Source organism: Pedococcus bigeumensis, assembly GCF_006438965.1.
GTDB classification, from domain to species: domain Bacteria; phylum Actinomycetota; class Actinomycetes; order Actinomycetales; family Dermatophilaceae; genus Pedococcus; species Pedococcus bigeumensis_A.
In genome coordinates this window covers 35,785-56,111 of record NZ_RCZM01000007.1, presented here as the reverse complement: position 1 = coordinate 56,111, position 20,327 = coordinate 35,785, and the positions used below count along the sequence as shown (strand labels likewise).

The 20,327-nt window shown below is 69.5% G+C and carries 22 protein-coding genes and 3 tRNA genes; 5 read left to right on the top strand and 20 right to left on the bottom strand.

Translation table 11 applies throughout. The annotated features are described in order from the left end of the window. Positions 1-17: 17 nt before the first annotated feature. The 7 genes from rplL to EAH86_RS18395 form a co-directional block, all read right to left on the bottom strand. The gene (rplL, locus tag EAH86_RS18425; protein ID WP_140743492.1) at positions 18-404 is read right to left on the bottom strand and encodes a 50S ribosomal protein L7/L12; all 387 of its coding nucleotides are present in this window, start codon (positions 402-404) and stop codon (positions 18-20) included. 98 nt (positions 405-502) lie between these two features. Continuing rightward, a complete protein-coding gene (gene rplJ, locus EAH86_RS18420) occupies positions 503-1,168 on the bottom strand; it encodes a 50S ribosomal protein L10 (protein WP_140743490.1) in 666 nt (221 codons plus the stop codon). A 418-nt stretch (positions 1,169-1,586) separates the two neighbouring features. Continuing rightward, entirely contained in the window at positions 1,587-2,306 is a 720-nt protein-coding gene (gene rplA / locus EAH86_RS18415; RefSeq protein ID WP_140743488.1) for a 50S ribosomal protein L1, read from the bottom strand. A gap of 109 nt (positions 2,307-2,415) precedes the next feature. Beyond that, the gene (rplK, locus tag EAH86_RS18410; protein WP_140743486.1) at positions 2,416-2,850 is read right to left on the bottom strand and encodes a 50S ribosomal protein L11; all 435 of its coding nucleotides are present in this window, start codon (positions 2,848-2,850) and stop codon (positions 2,416-2,418) included. Between the two features lie 92 nt (positions 2,851-2,942). Next, positions 2,943-3,974 carry a transcription termination/antitermination protein NusG gene (gene nusG, locus EAH86_RS18405; RefSeq protein ID WP_425325238.1) on the bottom strand — a complete coding sequence of 344 codons (1,032 nt, stop codon included), beginning with the start codon at positions 3,972-3,974 and terminating at the stop codon, positions 2,943-2,945. A 77-nt stretch (positions 3,975-4,051) separates the two neighbouring features. After that, positions 4,052-4,324 (bottom strand): preprotein translocase subunit SecE, encoded by a 273-nt coding sequence (secE, locus tag EAH86_RS18400; protein ID WP_241668455.1) that lies wholly within the window; start codon positions 4,322-4,324, stop codon positions 4,052-4,054. A 59-nt stretch (positions 4,325-4,383) separates the two neighbouring features. Next, positions 4,384-4,456: transfer RNA gene (locus EAH86_RS18395), tRNA-Trp, on the bottom strand. A gap of 217 nt (positions 4,457-4,673) precedes the next feature. On the opposite strand from EAH86_RS18395, the gene EAH86_RS18390 reads away from it, so the two are divergent. The 5 genes from EAH86_RS18390 (at position 4,674) to EAH86_RS18370 (ending at position 10,140) form a co-directional block, all read left to right on the top strand. After that, positions 4,674-5,972 carry an aminotransferase class I/II-fold pyridoxal phosphate-dependent enzyme gene (locus EAH86_RS18390; RefSeq protein WP_140743482.1) on the top strand — a complete coding sequence of 433 codons (1,299 nt, stop codon included), beginning with the start codon at positions 4,674-4,676 and terminating at the stop codon, positions 5,970-5,972. Between the two features lie 161 nt (positions 5,973-6,133). Continuing rightward, on the top strand, positions 6,134-7,405 hold the full coding sequence (locus tag EAH86_RS18385; protein WP_140743480.1) for an MFS transporter: 1,272 nt from the start codon (positions 6,134-6,136) through the stop codon (positions 7,403-7,405). Positions 7,406-7,446: 41 nt separating this feature from the next. Next, positions 7,447-8,520, top strand: a complete 1,074-nt coding sequence (locus tag EAH86_RS18380; RefSeq protein WP_140743478.1) for a hypothetical protein — start codon at positions 7,447-7,449, stop codon at positions 8,518-8,520. 74 nt (positions 8,521-8,594) lie between these two features. Then, a complete protein-coding gene (locus EAH86_RS20495) occupies positions 8,595-9,092 on the top strand; it encodes a DUF5709 domain-containing protein (protein WP_241668454.1) in 498 nt (165 codons plus the stop codon). Between the two features lie 19 nt (positions 9,093-9,111). Next, positions 9,112-10,140, top strand: a complete 1,029-nt coding sequence (locus tag EAH86_RS18370) for an adenosine deaminase (protein WP_140743476.1) — start codon at positions 9,112-9,114, stop codon at positions 10,138-10,140. An 8-nt stretch (positions 10,141-10,148) separates the two neighbouring features. On the opposite strand, the gene EAH86_RS18365 is transcribed toward EAH86_RS18370, so the two are convergent. The 13 genes from EAH86_RS18365 to EAH86_RS18305 form a co-directional block, all read right to left on the bottom strand. Beyond that, positions 10,149-11,225: a UDP-N-acetylmuramate dehydrogenase gene (locus EAH86_RS18365; protein ID WP_140743474.1), complete on the bottom strand. Its 1,077-nt coding sequence runs from the start codon at positions 11,223-11,225 to the stop codon at positions 10,149-10,151. 10 nt (positions 11,226-11,235) lie between these two features. Further along, positions 11,236-11,664 (bottom strand): MaoC family dehydratase, encoded by a 429-nt coding sequence (locus EAH86_RS18360; RefSeq protein WP_140743472.1) that lies wholly within the window; start codon positions 11,662-11,664, stop codon positions 11,236-11,238. Further along, positions 11,661-12,107 (bottom strand): FAS1-like dehydratase domain-containing protein, encoded by a 447-nt coding sequence (locus EAH86_RS18355; protein WP_140743470.1) that lies wholly within the window; start codon positions 12,105-12,107, stop codon positions 11,661-11,663. The genes EAH86_RS18360 and EAH86_RS18355 overlap by 4 nt, the downstream gene beginning before the upstream one ends. A 92-nt stretch (positions 12,108-12,199) precedes the next feature. Continuing rightward, entirely contained in the window at positions 12,200-12,370 is a 171-nt protein-coding gene (gene rpmG / locus EAH86_RS18350) for a 50S ribosomal protein L33 (protein ID WP_056915500.1), read from the bottom strand. Positions 12,371-12,494: 124 nt separating this feature from the next. After that, positions 12,495-12,568, bottom strand: a tRNA-Met gene (locus EAH86_RS18345). 32 nt (positions 12,569-12,600) lie between these two features. Next, positions 12,601-12,673: transfer RNA gene (locus tag EAH86_RS18340), tRNA-Thr, on the bottom strand. 214 nt (positions 12,674-12,887) lie between these two features. After that, the gene (map, locus tag EAH86_RS18335; protein WP_140743468.1) at positions 12,888-13,670 is read right to left on the bottom strand and encodes a type I methionyl aminopeptidase; all 783 of its coding nucleotides are present in this window, start codon (positions 13,668-13,670) and stop codon (positions 12,888-12,890) included. Positions 13,671-13,714: 44 nt separating this feature from the next. Further along, a complete protein-coding gene (locus tag EAH86_RS18330) occupies positions 13,715-14,914 on the bottom strand; it encodes an acyl-CoA dehydrogenase family protein (protein WP_140743466.1) in 1,200 nt (399 codons plus the stop codon). A gap of 96 nt (positions 14,915-15,010) precedes the next feature. Further along, positions 15,011-15,460, bottom strand: a complete 450-nt coding sequence (gene aroQ / locus EAH86_RS18325; RefSeq protein WP_140743464.1) for a type II 3-dehydroquinate dehydratase — start codon at positions 15,458-15,460, stop codon at positions 15,011-15,013. Between the two features lie 160 nt (positions 15,461-15,620). After that, positions 15,621-16,391, bottom strand: a complete 771-nt coding sequence (locus EAH86_RS18320) for an SRPBCC family protein (protein WP_140743462.1) — start codon at positions 16,389-16,391, stop codon at positions 15,621-15,623. 4 nt (positions 16,392-16,395) lie between these two features. Next, the gene (locus EAH86_RS18315; protein ID WP_140743460.1) at positions 16,396-17,250 is read right to left on the bottom strand and encodes an FAD binding domain-containing protein; all 855 of its coding nucleotides are present in this window, start codon (positions 17,248-17,250) and stop codon (positions 16,396-16,398) included. Further along, positions 17,247-19,736 carry a xanthine dehydrogenase family protein molybdopterin-binding subunit gene (locus tag EAH86_RS18310; RefSeq protein WP_140743458.1) on the bottom strand — a complete coding sequence of 830 codons (2,490 nt, stop codon included), beginning with the start codon at positions 19,734-19,736 and terminating at the stop codon, positions 17,247-17,249. Before EAH86_RS18310 ends, EAH86_RS18315 begins: the two co-directional genes overlap by 4 nt. Beyond that, positions 19,733-20,254, bottom strand: coding sequence for a (2Fe-2S)-binding protein (locus EAH86_RS18305; protein ID WP_140743457.1), 522 nt, complete (start codon positions 20,252-20,254; stop codon positions 19,733-19,735). The genes EAH86_RS18310 and EAH86_RS18305 overlap by 4 nt, the downstream gene beginning before the upstream one ends. Positions 20,255-20,327 lie beyond the last annotated feature (73 nt).

Here is a 20,327-nt window from a genome sequence, read left to right as displayed (position 1 = left end):
CCTTGCGGAAGCTCAGATCACTTGAGCGTGACGGTGGCGCCGGCGGCCTCGAGGGCCTCCTTGGCCTTGTCCGCGGCAGCCTTGTCGACCTTCTCGAGAACGGGCTTGGGGGCGCCGTCCACGAGGTCCTTGGCTTCCTTCAGGCCGAGGGAGGTCAGCGCGCGGACCTCCTTGATGACCTGGATCTTCTTGTCGCCAGCAGCCTCGAGGACGACGTCGAACTCGTCCTGCTCCTCGGCAGCAGCAGCGTCGCCGCCGGCCGGGGCGCCGGCCGCAGCAACGGCCACGGGGGCAGCAGCGGTGACGTTGAAGGTGTCCTCGAACTGCTTCACGAACTCAGAGAGCTCGATGAGGGTCATTTCCTTGAAGGCCTCAAGGAGCTCGTCGGTGGAGAGCTTCGCCATGATGGGCGTCCTTTCGTGGTGATTCGTATGCCGTGAGTGGCGTTTTGGTGTGTGAGCTGGCTCAGCGTGAGGTCACCGGTCGGCGACCCGCAGCGGGGTCAGCTCTCGTCGCCACCCTCGGCGACGTCTGCGGTTGCCTCGGCCGCGGGGGCCTCAGCGGTTGCCTCGGCTGCGGGAGCCTCGGCGGTGGTGTCCTCGGCTTCGGCCGGGGCCTCGGCAGCGGGAGCGGCGGCGTCAGCCACCGGCCCCTCGGCCTCGACCTTGGCACGCAGCGCGTCGACGACCCGAGCGGTCTGCGACAGCGGTGCGGCGAAGAGGTAGACGGCCTGGCTGAGCGAGGCCTGAAGGGCACCGGCCAGCTTGGACAGGAGAACCTCGCGGGACTCGAGGTCCGCAAGCTTCGTGATCTCCGCGGGAGTCAGGGCCTTGCCGTCGAGGACGCCGGCCTTGATCACGAGGAGGGGGTTCGCCTTGGCGAAGTCACGCAGGCCCTTGGCGGCCTCGACCGGGTCACCATCGACGAATGCGATGGCGGACGGTCCGACGAGCTGGCCGTCGAACGCCGTAACGCCGGCGTCCTTGGCAGCAAGCTCGGTGAGCGTGTTCTTCACGACGGCGAAGGTGGCGTTTCCGCGCAGCGAGTTGCGAAGGTCGGTGATCTGCTTCACCGTCAGTCCGCGGTACTCGGTCAGCACGGCCGCGCCGGAGGTGCGGAACTTGTCCGACAGCTCGGCGATGGCGGCAGCCTTGTCAGCTTTGGCCATGGGGCCTCCCTTCCGTGTGTTCGACCGGCCGGAGGTGGAGGCCACATGGAAAGAGCCCCATGCACAGGGCACGGGGCTCGCACGCGGGACAGGCTCTGGGAGCCGGTACTGCGGGTGAATCGTGGCCTGCGCTGGACGCCCACCGAAGTGGAACCTTCGGTCACGTGCTGCCTATTGCGGTGGCACGTGACAACCGAGCGGTCTTTGGTCAGGGTCCAGCGTAGGGGCGGCGCGTCCCACGACCAAATCGGGCTCCCCCAGGCCGTCGAGTGGCCACGACACGCTGGGACGAGATGTCCGTCGCCAGCATGTCGTGGCCTCTCGACGCAGCGGTGAGTCAACGCCCAGCTCCGGCCAACAGGAGCAGGAGAGCCCGCCACCCCTGAGGGTGACGGGCTCTCGTGCTGTGCTGCGGGACTCAGGCGTTGCCCTCGTCCTCGGCCAGCAGGTTGCGCGTGCGGGTGTGGTCCAGCGGGATGCCGGGGCCCATCGACGTCGACAGGGTCGCCTTCTCGATGTAGCGGCCCTTGGAGGAGGACGGCTTGAGACGCAGGATCTCGTCGAGCGCGGTGGCGTAGTTCTCGACCAGCGAGGTCTCCGGGAAGGAGGCCTTGCCGATGATGAAGTGGAGGTTCGCGTGCTTGTCGACGCGGAACTCGATCTTGCCGCCCTTGATGTCGGTCACGGCCTTGGCGGTGTCCATGGTGACGGTGCCGGTCTTCGGGTTGGGCATCAGACCACGCGGGCCCAGGACCTTTCCGAGACGACCGACCTTGCCCATCATGTCCGGCGTCGCGACGACCGAGTCGAAGTCGAGCCAGCCGCCGGCCACCTTCTCGAGCAGCTCGTCGGAACCGACGAAGTCGGCGCCGGCCTCACGGGCAGCCTCGGCCTTGTCGCCGTTGGCGAAGACGAGGACGCGGGCGGTCTTGCCCGTGCCGTGCGGGAGGTTGACGGTGCCACGGACCATCTGGTCGGCCTTGCGGGGGTCGACGCCGAGTCGCATCGCGACCTCGACCGTCTCGTCGTACTTGGCCTTGGCGGACGCCTTGGCGAGGCGGACGGCCTCGAGGGGGGCGTAGCTCTTGGCGACGTCAATCTTGTCGGCCGCCTCGCGGTAAGCCTTGCTGCGCTTCATTTCTGCTCCTGTGCTGGGTGTTTCGGTGGAGTTGTGGTCAGTTCGGACCAGCGCGGTCCTGCCACGTTCCCCGGTATGCCGCGTGGGCGGCATACCGGGTTGGTTGCCCTTAAAGGGTGGTGTCGATGCCCATGCTGCGGGCGGTGCCGGCGATGATCTTCATCGCCTGGTTGATGTCGTTGGCGTTCAGGTCTTCCATCTTCTGCTCGGCGATGGCGCGGACCTGGTCGGCCGACAGCTTGGCAACCTTGGTCTTGTGCGGCTCACCGGAGCCCTTGGGCACCCCGGCGGCCTTCTTGATCAGCTCGGCGGCCGGCGGCGTCTTGGTGATGAAGGTGAAGGAACGGTCTTCGTAGACCGTGATCTCCACCGGGATGACGTTGCCGCGCTGGGACTCGGTCGCAGCGTTGTAGGCCTTGACGAACTCCATGATGTTGACGCCGTGCTGGCCGAGGGCCGGGCCGACGGGCGGGGCGGGCGTGGCCGCACCGGCCTGGATCTGCAGCTTGATGAAGCCGGAGATCTTCTTGCTCTTGGGAGGCATTGCTGTGTTCCTTCTGTTGGTGTGGGCCTACGCCGTGGGCGATGACCCGGTTGCATGCTCCCGGGATGCCGGGAACAGGTGCTGCCGTGCGATCAGATCTTGGCGACCTGGTTGAACGACAGCTCGACCGGGGTCTCCCGGCCGAAGATCGAGACGAGCACCTTGAGCTTCTGGGTGTCGGGGTTGATCTCGGAAATCGTGGCGGGAAGGGTCTCGAACGGCCCTTCCATGACGGTGACGGACTCGCCGACCTCGAAGTCGACGACCGCGACCTCCTTGGCCTTGCCCGAACCGCCACCGGCGGAGCCGGCCGTCGCGGGGCTCTCCAGGTCGGCCGGGGCCAGCATGGTGAAGACCTCGTCGAGGCTCAGCGGCACCGGCTGGTGGGCGTTGCCGACGAAGCCGGTGACGCCCGGCGTGTGGCGCACGGCGCCCCACGACTCGTCGGTGAGGTCCATCCGAACCAGCACGTATCCGGGCATCCGGACGCGGCGGACCAGCTTCTTCTGGCCGTTCTTGATCTCGGTGACCTCTTCCATGGGCACTTCGGCCTCGAAGATGAAGTCCTCCATGTTCAGGGAGGTGGTGCGGTTCTCGAGGTTCGCCTTCACGCGGTTCTCGTAGCCGGCGTAGGAGTGCACGACGTACCAGTCGCCGAACTTGGCGGCGAGGGCGTCCTTGAACTCCTGGACCGGGTCGCCCGCGGGGGCGTCGCCCTCGGTGACGTCGCCCTCAGCCGCGTCGTCCTCGGTGGCGTCGTCCTGGGTGGCGTCGTCAGAGGCGACGTCGTCGGAGAAGGCGAGGGTAGACACCTGCGGCGCGTGGGCCTCGGTCTGCGCCTCGTCGGTCTCGTCGCGCTCGATCCCGGCCTGGAGGTCGGCGTCGACCTGGGCCTCGGTCTCCGGCTCGGCGATCGCGTCGGTGTGCTCGGCGGCTGCCTCGACCTCGGCGTCGTCCTCGTGGGCGGCGTCGATCTCGGCGTCGGTGGTCACGGGGGCGTCGTCAGTGGTCTCGGTCTGGGGCGCCTCGCCCGCTTCGCCGGTCTCGAGGTCGGCAGAGACACCATCGACGGAGATCGACTCCGTCTCGGGCTCGGCGTTGTCGGTGGTCCACTGGTCGGACACGCTGATGACCTACTTCCTTCTGGTATTCGCCGGGTGACCCCGGGGTGACTGCAGGATTACTGCGGCAGGGGCGGCGGTCACTTGCCGCCGAAGACCCACAGCACGAGCTTGGTGAAGCCGAAGTCCACGGTCGCGACGAGCGCCATCACGAAGGTCACGAACACGATCACGACGATCGTGTAGTTGACCAGTTCGGACCGCGTCGGTCGGACGACCTTGCGCAGCTCGTCGAGGATCTGGCTGACGAACAGAGAGATCGAGCGGAAGAACCGCGAGATCGGGTTGCCGCCCTTGTCACTCTTGCGGCCGGTGCGACCAGAGCCGCGGGTGTCCGCGCTCACGTCCGTCACGGTGCCTCTGCTTTCACTCATGTCTGCCGTGACCGGGTCCGGTCACAGGTCGTGCTACGCAGGGCAGGAGGGACTCGAACCCCCAACCGCCGGTTTTGGAGACCGGAGCTCTACCAATTGAGCCACTGCCCTACGGAACTCATCGCGGGGGCGGTGGGTTCCGGGAGGTTGACCTGACCTGCCCGCGGGCATGCCGGAAGCCTGGCCAATGTCAACCGAGCAGAAAGCATACGTGAGGCGCGCCGCCGAACGCGAACTCGCCGCCGGGGCCTCCTTGGCCACCACGCGCGGGTGACCGGCGCTCGGACGGCGACTACGCGGCATACCGGGGCTCTGGGAGCATGGGCGGGTGACCGAGCAGACCGCCACCACCACTCCCCTCGCCCAGCGCTCCGCCGAGGAGCTCGAGGCCTTCGCCCAGGAGCAGCAGCAGGCGTATGCCGCGCTGAAGGCTCGCGGCCTGTCCCTCGACCTCACGCGCGGCAAGCCTGCGGCGGCTCAGCTCGACCTGGCCGACGACCTGCTGAGCCTGCCCAAGGGTGTCAAGGACGCCGCCGGGGTCGACACCCGCAACTACGGCGGGCTCGAGGGCATCAGGGAGCTGCGCGAGATGTTCGCCGAGCTGCTGTGGGTCGAGCCCGAGCAGGTCGTGGCGGGCGGCAACTCCAGCCTGGTCATGATGCGCGACGTGCTGGTCGACCTGTGGCTGCACGGCGGCGTGGACAGCGAGCGCCCGTGGAGCCAGGAGGAGAAGGTCACCTTCATCTGCCCGGTGCCCGGATACGACCGGCACTTCACCCTGCTGGACTGGTTCGGCATCGAGATGGTGACCGTGCCGATGCATGACGACGGCCCGGACGTCGAGGCCGTGGCCCAGCTGGTCGCCAGCGACCCGACCATCAAGGGCATGTGGCTGGTGCCGACCTACGCCAACCCGTCGGGCTCGGTGGTGTCGCAGGAGATCGCCGCCCGGCTGGCCTCGATGCCGACGGCCGCCCCCGACTTCAAGATCTTCTGGGACAACGCCTACGCGTTCCACCACCTCACCGAGGAGGAGGCCAAGAGCGCCGACATCCTCACCTTGGCGGCAGCCTCGGGACACCCGCACCGGCCGATCATGTTCGCGTCCACGTCGAAGATCACGCTCGCGGGCGCCGGGGTCGCCTTCCTGGCCGGGTCGGTCGAGACGGTGAAGTGGTACACCGGCCACCTCGGCAAGGGCGCCATCGGTCCCGACAAGGTCAACCAGCTGCGCCACTCGCAGTTCTTCGGCTCCCCCCAGGGTGTGCGCGACCACATGGTCAAGCACCGCGAGATCATCGCCCCGAAGTTCGCCGAGGTGGAGCGCATCCTGACCGAGCGGCTCGGGGGTCTCGGTGTCGCGACCTGGACCCGGCCGACCGGCGGCTACTTCGTCAGCCTCGACGTCCTCGACGGCACCGCCTCACGAGTCGTGGCACTCGCCAAGGACGCCGGCATCGCCCTCACCCCTGCCGGTGCCTCGTTCCCCCACGGTGATGACCCGCGTGACCGCACCATCCGCCTCGCGCCCACGTTCCCCCCGCTGGACCAGGTCAGCGAGGCGATGGAGGCCGTGGCCACCTGCGTCCTGCTCGCCGCCGTCGAGCAGGTGCGCGGCCAGGCCTGACCGGCGACAGCTCGCTGGTATGCCGCGTGCTCCGCTGCTTGGGGCGCGTCTCGGACGCTGGACGCCGCCTGTGAATCGGGGAAAAGCTCCGACGACGCCGACACGGCATACCTAGAATTGGCGGCACTGGCCGGGCCGACTCCGGCGCCGAGGGGGCGCGCGTGTATCTCAGCGACCGGCCGCGGGACGCGGCTGGCACCGAGACCCCCTCTGCCGCGCCCACGACCGGGCGCCGCGTGGGGTCGACCGTCATCCTGCTCGGCTTCGTCAGCCTGCTCACGGACATCTCGTCGGAGTCCCTCTCGGCGGTGCTGCCGCTCTACCTGACTGCCGTGCTCGGCCTGTCCCCACTCGCCTACGGCTTCGTCGACGGGCTCTACCAGGGTGTCAGCGCGCTGGTGCGGATCCTGGGTGGCTGGCTGTCCGACCGGGCAGACCGGCCGAAGTGGGTCGCCTTCCTGGGCTATGGCCTGTCCGCTGTCACCAAGGCGCTGCTCATCCCCGCGCAGGGGCTGGCAGCCGTCACCGCTGTGATCACGGTGGACCGGCTCGGCAAGGGGCTGCGGACGGCACCACGCGACGCCATCATCGCCGCGTCGACCCCTGAGCACTCGCTGGGGCGGGCCTTCGGCGTGCACCGGGCCCTGGACACGACGGGCGCCGCGATCGGGCCGCTCATGGCGTTCTCGATACTGTGGTGGATCCCCGGGAACTACCGCGCGGTGTTCATCGCCTCGCTGGCCGCTGCGCTGCTCGGGCTGGCCCTCCTCGGGCTGCTCGTCCCCGACCTGCGACCGAGGCGCGCCGCGCGTCGGACGGCTGCCCCACCCGTGGCCCCGTCCTGGCGCAGCCTGGCCGAGCCACGCTTCGGCCGCGTCGTCGCGGCCTCGGCCGTGCTCGGGGTGCTCACCATCAGTGACGGCTTCCTCTACCTGTCGCTGCAGCAGCGCGACGACTTCGCCGGCAAGTGGTTCCCCTTGCTGTTCGTGGGCACCAACGTCGCGTACCTGACCCTCGCGGTCCCCTTCGGACGGCTGTCCGACCGGCTCGGCCGGGCCAAGGTGCTCGTGGGGGGCCACCTGCTGCTCGTCGGCGCCTACCTCTGCGCAGCCCTGCCGTCCGGGGGGTTGGGCCTCACCATCGCGTGCCTGCTCCTGCTCGGCGGGTTCTACGCGTGCACCGACGGGGTGCTGGCGGCGCTCGCCTCCACCCTGGTGCCGGCGCCGATGCGGGCCAGCGGGATCGCGACGGCCCAGACGGTGGTGGCGCTGGCCAGGCTCGCCTCGTCCCTGCTCTTCGGGGCCCTCTGGACGGGGCTGGGTCGCTCCACCGCCGTGTATGTCGTGGCCGGCGCGCTGGTAGTGGGCGTGGCCGTGGCGTGGTGGTTGCTGCGCCATGTCGACCGGTCCGCGCACGAGCTGGTGCCCGCATGAGGTTGCTGACCGCATGAGCGTGACCACATGAGCGTGACCGCATGAGCAAGCGGCGCAGGACCGCTCCCGCCCCGACACCTGAACCCGCGACGGCCGGTCCGGGCACGGTCCGCCAGCGCGTCATCGCCCTCATCGCCATCGCCGTCGTCCTCGTCGGGGGGACCACCGCCTACCTGGTGCTGTCGCGGGCCAAGCAGCAGGAGGCGGTCCGCACGGCGTCGCCACAGGACACGGTGTCGGTGGCCAAGATCGCTGGCGCGCCACGAATCGTCTTCCGCAACACGGCGATCGGGCCGGACTACGGGCGGGTGGCGATGGTCTCACTGGCCGACCCGAGCGGTCCGCGAGCCCTGACGCCGACCTCGTGCGACCGCGTCTTCGTCGCCCGCACGCGCACCCTCTGCGTGGCCTCCGACCCCGGCGTCGTGACAACCTACACGGCCACGACGTTCGTGGACGCCGACGGGCCCACCGAGGACCTGCCCCTGACCGGCGTACCCAGCCGGGCACGGCTGTCCGACGACGCGAAGCTGGCGGCCACGACGAGCTTCGTGTCGGGTGACTCCTATGCAGCCGCCAACTTCTCGACGCGCACGGTCGTCTCCGAGATCGGTACCGACCGCAGCTTCGACCTGGAGACCTTCCGCCTCGTCCACCAGGGCAAGGCAATCAAGCCCGCCGACCGCAACTACTGGGGCGTGACGTTTGCCAGCGACGACGATGCCTTCTACGTCACGGTCAAGTTCGACAGCAAGACCTGGCTGGCCAGCGGCCGGTTGTCGACCCGGACGGTGCAGACCATCCGCTCGGATGCGGAGTGCCCCTCCTTGTCGCCGGACGGGACCAAGGTCGCCTACAAGAAGCTGGGCACCCGCGGCCCGGGCGACTGGCGCCTGGCCGTGCTGGACCTGGCCACCGGCAAGGAGGTGTCACTCACCGAGGAGCACAGCGTCGACGACCAGGTCGAGTGGCTCGACAAGGACCAGATCCTCTACGGGCTGCCGGGTGTGGGCAGCCACGCCGCCGAGACCAACGTCTGGGTGGTGCCCGCCGACGGCACCGGCGCCCCTCGGATGCTCATCGCGAAGGCGTGGTCACCGGCCGTCGTCCGCTGAGGCCGGCGTCCGGAAGACGGCACCCGGTGCGGGCCGCCCTTGCGGCAGGGTCCTTCGTCACGCAGGGTGGGGGCATGAGCGATCAGCCGGGCACGGAAAGCTTCGAGGACGACCTGGGCAGTGTCAGCCTGGACGACGGCGTGGACGCCGGCAGCGGTCAGGACGAGCTGCTGGACTCCAGCGAGGGCGACAACGAACCGTCGTCACCACCTGACCTGCAGCCGCGCGCCACCGAGTGGGGCACGACGGCCACCGAGCAGGGCCAGGAGGAGACCATCGAGCAGCGGATCCGGCAGGAGGTGCCCGACCCTGACTCTGCCTACGGCGCCCCCGACAATGAGGGCGGTCTCGATGACGAACCCCGCGTGGGCGGTACGGACCCCGACTCCATCGAGGCGGACGACGACTACCTCGGCGACGAGGAGGTCGGCGCGGCGGGCGTCGGGCAGCTGACCGACCCTGACGAGGGCGAGGGCCCCGACGTGGACAGCGAGCTCGTGGGCGACGAGTCTGACGCCAGCGGTGACGTCCTGAGCCCGGAAGAGGCAGCCATGCACATCGTGGAGGACTAGGGCTGCCAGACTGCTCGACATGCGCCCGGTGACCACCCTCCCCAAGGCGCACCTGCACCTGCACTTCACCGGTTCGATGCGCGTGGCGACGGTGCGCGACCTCGCACACCAGCACGGGTTGCGACTCCCCGATGCGCTGACCACCGGCTACCCGCCCACCCTGAGCGGGCGCGACGAGCGCGGCTGGTTCCGTTTCCAGCGGCTGTATGACGCTGCCCGGGCTTGCGTCCGCAACGAGTCAGACCTGCGCCGGATCGTCCGCGAGGCCGCCGTGGACGACGCTGCGGAGGGGTCGCGCTGGCTGGAGATCCAGGTCGACCCGACGTCGTACGCGCCGTTCGTCGGTGGCATCTCACCCGCCCTCGAGATCGTCCTCGACGAGGCGGCCGCAGCCTCTCGCGAGGGGGCGACGCAGGTCGCGGTGGTGGTGGCGGCCAGCCGGATCCGCCACCCACTCGACGCCCGGACGCTGGCCCGACTTGCCGCCCAGCACGCCGGAGAGGGCGCGGGCACCGTGGTCGGGTTCGGGCTCAGCAACGACGAACGCCGCGGCCAGACCTCCGACTTCGCACCCGCCTTCGCCATCGCCCGGAGGGCCGGCCTGGCCCTGGTTCCGCATGCCGGGGAGCTGCTCGGCCCCACTGCCGTCGAGGAGACCCTCGAGGCGATCCGCCCGGACCGCCTCGGCCACGGGGTCCGGAGCGTGGAGGACCCGCGGGTGCTCGAGCTCGTCGCCGAGTCGGGAGTCGCCCTGGAGGTGTGTCCCCGCAGCAACATCGCCCTCGGGGTCTACGGCGGCGCTGCCGAGGTGCCGTTGCGCACGATCGTGGAGCACGGCATACCGGTGGCCTTGGGTGCCGACGACCCGCTGCTGTTCGGTTCCCGGCTGGCCGACCAGTACGAGCTGGCCCGCACCGCCCTGGGCTTCACCGATGACGAGCTGGCCGCGCTGGCCCGCGGCTCGGTCATGGCCTCGTGTGCCCCCAAGGACGTGCGCGACGCGGCCCTCGCGGACATCGACACCTGGCTGGCAGCCCCAACCGACTGAACGACGAACTACAGGTCGTGCCCTACGAACACCGGCTCGTTGACCAGGGTCACGCCGAACACGTCGTGGACCCCCTGCTGGAGGTGCCGGGCAAGCGCTGCGACGTCGTATGCCGTGGCCTCGCCGCGGTTGGTGATGGCCAGCGTGTGCTTGGTCGACAGGGCCGCGCCGCTGCCCGGCAGTGCGTAACCCTTGGCGAAGCCCGCCTTGTCGATCAGCCAGGCCGCCGAGGTCTTGACGTTGCCGTCGGTGTCGGTGAACCGGGGTGGGGCCGACGCGTCGGGGCCGAGCCTCGTCGCGGCTCGCGACTCCAGGGTCCCGAACCGGTGTGCGGACAGGATCGGGTTGGTGAAGAACGACCCGCACGACCACGTGTCGTGGTCGGACTCGTCGAGGACCATGCCACGCAGCCGTCGTTGTGCCAGGACCGCCTCGCGGGCTTCGCCCAGCGGCACCCGCTCCCCCGTGTCGACGCCCAGCTGACCGGCCAGGTCGGCATACCTGACCGGTTGGCTGAGCTCACTGGGGATGAGCTGGAACAGGACGTCGAGCACGACGTAGCGCGAGGTGGCCTTGAAGACCGAGTGACGGTAGGTGAAGTCGCAGTCGACCGACGCGAGGGTGCGCACCTGCTGCTGGGCGCGGTCGTAGACCCGGACCGAGGCGATGGTCTGGGCAACCTCCTGGCCGTAGGCGCCGACGTTCTGGACCGGGGTGGCGCCGGTGGACCCCGGGATGCCGGACAGTGCCTCGACCCCCGACCAGCCTTCGCGGACGGCCTGCGCGACGAAGTCGTCCCAGACCACGCCGGCCGCTACCCGCACCATCACCCCGCCGCACAGGTCTGCGGACTCGACGGTCACGCCATCAGTCGCGAGGCGCACCACGCTCCCCGCGAACCCCGCGTCGGCGATGACCAGGTTCGATCCGCCGCCGAGGACGAGCAGTGGCTCGTCGGCGTCGTCGACCTCGCGGACGGCGTCGACGACCTCGTCGATGGTCTGCCCGGTCACGAGCCGCGCGGCCGGGCCGCCCACGCGCATCGTCGTCAGGGACGCCAGGGGGACGTCGTGCTCGTCGTGCATCAAGGCCCGGTCAGTCGAGCTGGACGACCGCGATGCAGCGTCCGAGCACCTTGGCGCCCTCGCTGGTGGCGGTGAGCTCGACGGTGGCGCGCTTGGCGTCCTCATCGACTGCCTTGACGACACCGGTGACCTCGACCTCGCCGCCGCCCTGCGGGACGACCACGGGCTTGGTGAAGCGGGTGCCGAACTCGACGACGCGGCCGCCGTCACCGGCCCACTCCTCGACGACCGACCCGACCGCGCCCATCGTCCACATGCCGTGGGCGATGACATCGGGCAGGCCGACCGACTTGGCGAAGGCCTCGTCCTGGTGGATCGGGTTCTGGTCGCCGGAGGCGCCGGCGTAGGCGACCAGGGTCTCGCGCGCGACGCTCAGGGTGAGCGGCCCGATGGTCTCGCCGACGGTGGTCTGGGCCACGGTGCGTACGGCCACGGTCACTCCCCTCCCCTGATGACGATGGTTGACGTGGAGGTGCACAGTGCCTCGCCGGCCTCGGTCGCGAGCTCGGTGCGGGTCGTGACCATCGCGTGCCCACCCGCTTCGCGCACCGAGTCGACGGTCAGCGTGCCGACCACCGAGTCGCCGGCCGTGATGGGTCGGTGGTGGATGAACCGCTGCTCGCCGTGGACCACGCGGGTGTAGTCGATGCCCGCCTCGGGGTCCTGCACGAAGACCGCGTCGCACTGCTGGGCGATGGTCACGGCGAAGGTCGGCGGCGCGATCACGTCGCGGTAACCGGCGGCCTGCGCGGCCTCGCTCGAGGTGTGCACTGGATCCTGCGAGCCCACCGCGGCGGCGAACGCTGCAAGCGTCGCCGCGTCCACGGCATACGGGCCACTGGGCGGGTAGCTGCGCCCTGCGAAGTCTGCGTTGACGGCCATGGCAACCACTCTATTGGTGCCCTGCCGGGACACGACAAAGCCGCCCGAGGACGAGGGTCCGAGGCGGCTGTCGTGGTGCGCGAGGTGCTGGGTCAGCGGGTCTCGCGGTGCACCGTGTGCTTCTTGTCGCGAGGGCAGAACTTCTTCATCTCCAGGCGGTCGGGGTTGTTCCGACGGTTCTTCTTGGTGATGTAGTTGCGCTCCTTGCAATCCACGCACGCCAAGGTGATCTTGGGGCGGACATCTGCGCTCTTGCTAGCCACGGGGCAACCTGCTCTCGGAACTGACTTGGTCTGAAACTGATGGGGCGCGCGCTGACATCGGGCAACATCAGGCGGCGACGCATCAGAATACGCGAGTCCAGGCTGATTCCTGAAATCGCGGTTGTAGCGGGAGCGGGGCTCGATCCCGCGACCTCACGATTATGAGTCGTGCGCTCTAACCAGCTGAGCTACCCCGCCATGGGGCCTGCGCCTCGCGACGCCGTTCCCAGAGCCCCCTGTCGGAATCGAACCGACGACCTTTTCCTTACCATGGAAACGCTCTACCGACTGAGCTAAGGGGGCGCGCTCACCGGGGCTCGCGAGAGCCGCGCGGAAGTGCGACGGTGAGACTACACGGTCCAATGCCTCCACCGAAAATCGAGGGTATGCCGGGTCGCCCGGTCCGCGCGACGGCGTTTCCGTGCCCTGCCACGAGGGGCTGCAACGGGCCATCCGGAAGGGCCGAGGCGACCTGTTCCGAAGGGCTGCGGCGACCGGCCGGAGGGTGGCTGGGGCGTCAGTTCTGGGCGTGGTCGGGAGCCGTGAGGATCTCGGCTCCGTCGTCGGTGATGGCGATGGTGTGCTCGCTGTGTGCGGTCCGGCTGCCCGTCGCGCTGCGGAGCGTCCACCCGTCGGGGTCGGTGACGAGCTCGTCGGTGTCCGCCATCACCCACGGCTCGAGGGCGAGCAGCAGGCCGGGGCGCAGCTGGTAGCCACGGCCGGGCCGCCCCGTGTTCGAGACGTGCGGGTCCTGGTGCATCGTCGAGCCGATGCCATGACCTCCGAACTGGGTGTTGACCTGGTAGCCCGCGTCGAGGAGGACCGTGCCGATGGCGTGCGAGATGTCACCGATGCGAGCCCCGGGTCCCGCGGCGGCTATCGCTGCGCTCAGGGCGCGTTCGGTGGCGCTGATCAACGCGACGCTCTCCGGAGGCCTCGACGCGCCGACGATGAAGCTGATCGCGGAGTCTGCGGCGACACCGGCCTTCGACACCGCGAGGTCGAGGGAGAGCAGGTCGCCGTCGGCGAGGGTGTAGTCGTGCGGCAGCCCGTGGAGCACCGCGTCGTTGACGGACGTGCAGATGTAGTGGCCGAACGGTCCGCGCCCGAACGACGGCTCGTAGTCGACGTAGCAGGACTGCGCTCCGGCCTCGACGATCATGGTCTGGGCCCACCGGTCGATGTCCAGCAGGTTCGTGCCGACCGTGCTGCGCGCCTTCAGGCTCTGCAGGATGTCAGCGACCAGGGCGCCCGTGTCCCGTGCTCGGGCCAGCTCGGTGGGGTTCAGGATCTCGATCATGCGGCGACCTTCTCACGGGGGTGGTGGCGAGATCTGCGGCAGGCCTAGCGGAAGGCCTGCTCACCAGTCATGGCCTGCCCGATGACGAGGGTGTGCATCTCCACGGTGCCTTCGTAGGTGAGCACCGACTCGAGGTTGTTCATGTGCCGGATGATCGGGTACTCGAGGCTGATTCCGTTGGCGCCCAAGATGGTTCGTGAGGTGCGGCAGATGTCGATGGCCTCGCGGATGTTGTTGAGCTTGCCGAGGCTGACCTGCTCGGGACGCAGCGTGCCGGCGTCCTTGCGGCGGCCCAGGTGCAGGGCGAGCAGCTGCCCCTTGACGAGCTCGAGGGCCATGTCGGCGAGCTTCTGCTGGGTCAGCTGGAACCCTGCGAGCGGACGACCGAACTGGTGCCGCTCGATCGAGTAGCGCCGGGCCGTGTCGAGGCTGGAGCGCGCGGCCCCCAGCGACCCCCAGACGATGCCGTAGCGCGCCTCGGAGAGGCATGACAACGGTCCCTTGAGCCCGGTCACGTCGGGAAGGACCGCGTCAGCAGGCAGGCGTACCCCGTCGAGGACGAGCTCGCTGGTCACCGAGGCACGCAGCGACATCTTGTGCTTGATCTCCGGGGCCGAGAAGCCGGGGGTGTCGGTGGGCACCACGAAGCCCCGGATGACGCTCTTGCCGTCCCCGGCCTCGTCGACCTGGGCCCAGACCACCGCGACGTCGGCGATCGAGCCGTTGGTGATCCACATCTTGGAGCCATCGAGCACCCAGTCGTCGCCGTCCCTGCGGGCCCGGGTGCGCATCGAGGCGGGGTCGGAGCCGTGGTCCGGCTCGGTCAGGCCGAAACAGCCGATCGCCTCGCCGGCCGCCATCCGCGGGAGCCACTCCTGCTTGTGCTCCTCGGTGCCCCAGCGGTGGATCGCGAACATCGCCAGCGAGCCCTGCACCGACACCAGGCTCCGGACGCCGGAGTCGGTAGCCTCGAGCTCGAGGCAGGCCAGGCCGTAGTCGACCGCGCTCAGGCCGGCGCAGCCGTAGCCCTCGAGGTGCATGCCGAGCAGCCCGAGCGCTCCCAGCTCCTTGGTCAGGCCGCGGACGTCGTCGATCTCACCCCGCTCGAACCAGTCGGCGACATGCGGCTCGACCCGCTTGTCCAGGAAGGCGCGGACGGTGCCGCGGATCGCCTTCTCCTCGTCGCTCAGCAGGTCGTCGATGCCGGCGAGGTCCATGGGGTCGAGCGGCGACTGCGGTGTCATGCCCGCAGTCTTGCAGCACGGCTCTCCCCACCTGTTGGAAGTGGAACTACCGGATCCCCGGAAGTTTCGCTTCCAACAGGTGCGTGAGCCAGGGGGTCAGTGCCGGTCGTCGATCAGCTCGGAGATCCGCGCGATGGCGTAGGCGTAGCCGCTGGGGCCACAGCCCAGGATGACGCCGTCGGAGACGGCGGACAGGTAGGAGTAGTGCCGGAACTCCTCGCGCTGGTGCACATTGCTGAGGTGGACCTCGAAGACGGGGATGCTCACGGCGGCGAGCGCGTCGCGCAGCGCGATGGAGGTGTGCGTGTAGGCGCCGGCGTTGATGACGATGCCGACGGCGCTCTTGCGCACCTCGTGGATGGCGTCGATCAGCGCACCCTCGTGGTTGCTCTGGCGGAAGTCGATCTCCAGACCGGCCAGGCTCGCGGCCTTGCGGCAGAGCGCCTCGATCTCGGCGAGGGTGTCCGACCCGTAGATCTCCGGCTCGCGCTCGCCGAGCAGGTTGAGGTTCGGTCCGTTGAGGACGACGACGGTCTGCTGGCTCATCTGGGCGCGCTCCTGTGCTTGCGGTATGCCGTGTGGCCGCGGCTCTGCGGTGCGGCCACCCTGCCATGTGACCGACCAGTTTCAGGGTAGGTCACCGCAGGTCCACATGAGCGGATGATGCCGTCCTCATCCGTTTGGTGGGCTAGGCGGCCGTTTGGTCTCAGCCGCTGAGCGCTCGCCAGATCACGACCACGGCGACGACCACCACGACACCGATGACGACCTGCTTGCCGTAGGACTTGAGCAGGATCGGGAGCACTGTGGAGCCCAGGTCGAGTGCGTCGTCCTTGTCCTCGACCTTGGCCGTCGTGGCCGGTGGGGCAGCGGCTGCTGCAGGCGTGGCCGGTGCTGGCGTGGCTGGTGCCGGGGTTGAGGCTGCCGCCGCAGCGGCGGGGTGCGCCGCAGCGGCCGTCGGCTCTGCGGCGGCCTCGGGGGTGGGCTCGGGTGCGGTGCCGGCTGCCCCGTCTTCCGCGACCTGCGGCAGCGCATCGCCGACTTTGCCCTCGATGCAGGCGATGAACTGGCCCAGCAGCTTGTCCGACACGTCCTGCATCACGCCTCGCCCGAACTGGGCGGGCTTGCCGGTCACGGCGAGGTCGGTCTGCACGTCGGCACGCGTCGAGCCGTCGCCGGCGTCGGTCAGCTGGATCGTCACGGTGGCGCCGGCCGTGCCGTTGCCCCGCTTGTCCTTGCCCTTGGCCTCGATGACCGCCCGGTGGGCGTCGTCGTCCCGCTCGACGAAGGCACCCGTCCCGGTGTAGAGCAGCGCGATCGGGCCGAGCTTGACCTTCACCGTGCCGGCAAAACCTTCCTCGGTCACCTCGGTGACGGTGGCGCCGGGGAAGCACCCGCCGACCAGGGGCAGGTCCATGAAGGTGGCCCAGGTCTGGTCGACCGTCGCCGGCACGGTGAAGGTGTGGCTCAGCTCCACGGACTCAGCCTCCTGCTGCGGCGAGGACCGCTCGTCGGGTCAGCACCGTGGCGAGGTGCTTGCGGTAGTCGCTGTCGCCGTTGAGGTCCGATGGCGGGTTGGTGCCGTCGGCGGCTGCCGCGCACGCGTCGCGCACGGCTTCGTCGGTGGCGGCCTTCCCGACCAGGGCCTGCTCGACCGCGGTCGCCCGCAGCGGGGTCGATCCCATGTTGGTCAACCCGATCCGCGCCTCGGCGATGGTGCCGCCGTCGACGCGCACCGTCGCCGCGACGGCGACGATGGACCACTGGTGCGACACCCGCACGAACTTCTCGTAGCGGTGCCCCCAGCCCGTGTGCTTCGGGATCCGGATGGCGGTGAGGAGCTCGCCCTCCCCCACGGCCGTCTCGAAGAGGTCCTGGAAGAAGTCGCCGGCCGCCACGGTGCGTTCGCCGCCACTCCCGGTGATGACGAACTCGGTGTCGAGCGCCAGCGCCGGAGCGCCCACGTCACCGGCCGGGTCGGCGTGGACGAGCGCCCCGCCAACCGTTCCGCGGTGCCGGATCTGGGGGTCGGCCACCTCGGCGATCGCGTCGGTGAGCAGCCCCGCGTGCTGGCGGACGAGGTCGCTCGCCAGCACGTCGGCATACGTGGTCATCGCACCGATGACGACGTGGTCGCCGTCCTCGCTGACTCCCTGGAGCTCCTTGATCCTGCCGAGGTCGATGACCTTGTCAGGGGCGTTCAGACGCATCCGCAGGATGGGCAGGAGGCTCTGTCCACCGGCGAGCACCTCGACGTCGTCGCCGGCCTCGGCGAGCGCTGACAGGGCGTCGGCCACCGAGGTGGGGGCGAGGTAGTCGAACGATGCGGGGATCACTGGCCTGCTCCGTTCGTCGAGGTGCCGGTATCTGGGGCGTCCTGGTTGGGAGCACCAGGGTCGAAGTGCGGCTGGGCCGAGTCGATGGTCGCGGCATCGCTCACGGACCCGGCGGACTGGATGGCCTTCCAGACCCGTTTCGGCGTGCACGGCATCTGGACGTCGGTGACGCCCAGTGGCCGCAGTGCGTCGACGACCGCATTGACGACGGCCGGTGTGGAGGCGATGGAGCCGGCCTCGCCAACGCCCTTGGTGCCAAGGGTGTTGGTGGTGGAGGGAGACGTGGTGTTCTCCGTGACGAAGCTGATCGTGTCGGCGGCGGTGGGCAGCGTGTAGTCCACGAACGAGCCCGTGACCAGGGTCCCCTGGTCGTCGAAGACGGCCTCCTCCCACAACGCCTGGGCGATGCCCTGGAGCAGTCCTCCGTGCACCTGGCCCTCGACGATCAACGGGTTGATGATCTGCCCGACGTCGTCGACACAGACGTACTTGCGCATCGTGGTCTGGCCGGTCTCGGTGTCGACCTCCACCGCGCACAGGTGCGTGCCGTGGGGGAACGAGAAGTCGTCCGGGTCGAAGGTGGCGTCGGCGTCGATACCGGGTTCGAAGCCAGCGGGGAGGTTGTGCGAGGTGAACTGGGCGGTCGCGATCTCGGTGATGCCGATGCCGTTGTCGGTGCCGCGCACGGTGAACCGGCCGTTCGAGAACTCCAGGTCGTCAGCACTGGCCTCCAGCAGGTGGGCCGCCACGACCTTGGCCTTCTCGACGACCTTGTCGGCGGCACGGACGACCGCCTCACCGCCGACGACCAGGGAGCGGGACCCATAGGTGTCGAGTCCGCGTGGCGCGATCTGCGTGTCGCCGTGCAGCACCTCGATGTCCTCGAAGGGAACCCCGAGCCGGTCAGCCGCGATCTGGCTCCAGGCCGTCTCGTGACCCTGGCCGTGCGGGGAGGTGCCCGTGATGACCTCCACCTTGCCGGTGGCGAGCATCCGGACCGACGCGTGCTCCCACCCGCCTGCACCGTAGTTGAGGGCGCCGAGCACGCGGGAGGGGGCCAGGCCGCACATCTCGGTGAAGGTGGAGACGCCGATGCCGAGCTGGACGGGGTCCTTGCGCTCACGACGCTCGCTCTGTTCGCGTCGCAGCCCTTCGTAGTCGAAGAGCTCCACGGCACGAGCAGTCGCGACCTCGTAGTTGCCCGAGTCGTAGGTCATCCCCGCCACCGAGGTGAACGGGAACTCGTCGTTCCTGATCCAGTTCTGCTCGCGGATCTGCAGCGGGTCAACACCGACCTCGGCCGCCAGGTCGTCCATCAGCCGCTCGATCGCGAACGTCGCCTCGGGACGGCCTGCGCCGCGGTAGGCGTCCACCCAGGTGGTGTTGGTGAGGACGGTCTGCACGGTGAACCGGTAGGCGCGGAACTTGTAGATCGCGTTGTACATCCAGGCCCCGAGGACGGGCACACCGCCACCGACGAGGCCGACGTAGGCCCCGAGGTTGGCGATGAGGTCGACCTTCAGGGCCGTCACCGTGCCGTCCTTCGTGGCCGCGAGGGTGAGCTTCTGGTACTGGTCGCGCCCGTGGTGACCGGAGACGAGGGACTCCGAGCGCGTCTCGGTGTACTTGACGGGTTTGCCCACCAGGCGGGCGACGGCCAGCGTCGCGAACTCCTCGGCCGTGGTCTGCAGCTTGCCCCCGAAACCGCCACCGACGTCGGGCGCGATCACCCTCACCTTGGACTCCGGGATCCCGGTCGTCGCCGCGATGAGGAACCGCAGGATGTGCGGGACCTGCGTGGAGGTCCACACCGTGATCTGCTCGCCGGTCGGGTCGACCACCGTCGAACGCGGCTCCATGAAGGAGGGGATCAGTCGCTGCTGGCGGATCTCGCGCTCGATGACGATGCCCTCGGCGCGAGCCTTGTCGATCTCCTCGTCGACGTCGCCCCCGCTGCCCTGGTCGGCGGAGTCGAGCCGCCACAGGGCGGACTTGTTGGTGCCGAGGTCGGGATGGGCGAGAACGGCGTCGTCGACGGCCTCCTTGGCATCGAGGACAGCGGGCAGCTCGTCGTAGTCGACATCCACGAGCTCCGCCGCGTCACGGGCCTGCGCGGCGGTGCGCGCCACCACCACGGCGACGATCTCCCCGGCGCAGGCAACGTGGTCCAGCACGATCGGCAGGTGGGCAGGGGCCTTCTGGTCGGCGGTGATCGGCCAGGCGTTGGCCACGGCGCCCTGGCCGTCCTTGACGTCCGCTCCGGTGACGACGGCCACCACACCCGGGGCCTTGCGAGCCGCCTCGGTGTCGATGCCGGTGACCATGGCGTGGGCGTGCGGGCTGCGGACCATGGCGGCGTGGAGCATGCCCGGCAGGATGATGTTGTCGGTCCAGCGGGTGCGACCGGTGATCAGGCGCTGGTCCTCCTTGCGGAGGCGGCGGTTCCCGATCTCCGGCGTGCCGGTGCGCTCCTCGGTGACGGTCATACCGGCTCACCACCCAACGTGGAACCGCTCGTCGTGCCGGCTGACGACCCCGTGGCGGCACCGGCCCCTGCCGCTTGCTGCACGGCCTTGACGATGTTGTGGTAGCCGGTGCAGCGGCACAGGTTGCCCTCGAGCCCGACCCGGATCTCCTGCTCGCTGGGGTTCGGGTTGTCGTTGAGCACGTCGATCGCCTGCATGATCATGCCCGGCGTGCAGTAGCCGCACTGGAGGGCGTGGCACTCGTGGAAGGCCTGCTGCATCGGGTGCAGCTCGCCGTTCGTGGCCAGGCCCTCGATGGTCGTCACGTCGTGACCGTCGGCCTGCACGGCGAGCACGTTGCAGGACTTCACGCTGCGGCCGTCGAGGTGCACGGTGCAGGCTCCGCAGTTGCTCGTGTCGCACCCGACCACGGTGCCTGTCTTGCCCAGCTGCTCTCTCAGGTAGTGGACGAGGAGCGTTCGCGGCTCCACCTCGTCCGAGTAGTCGACTCCATCTACCGTGACGCTGATGCGGGTCATTCGCTCACCTCTCTGTGACGAAATGCTTGCCTGAACGCTGGCTGGCTGGGCGGGCTCGGCACCTCGGATACTT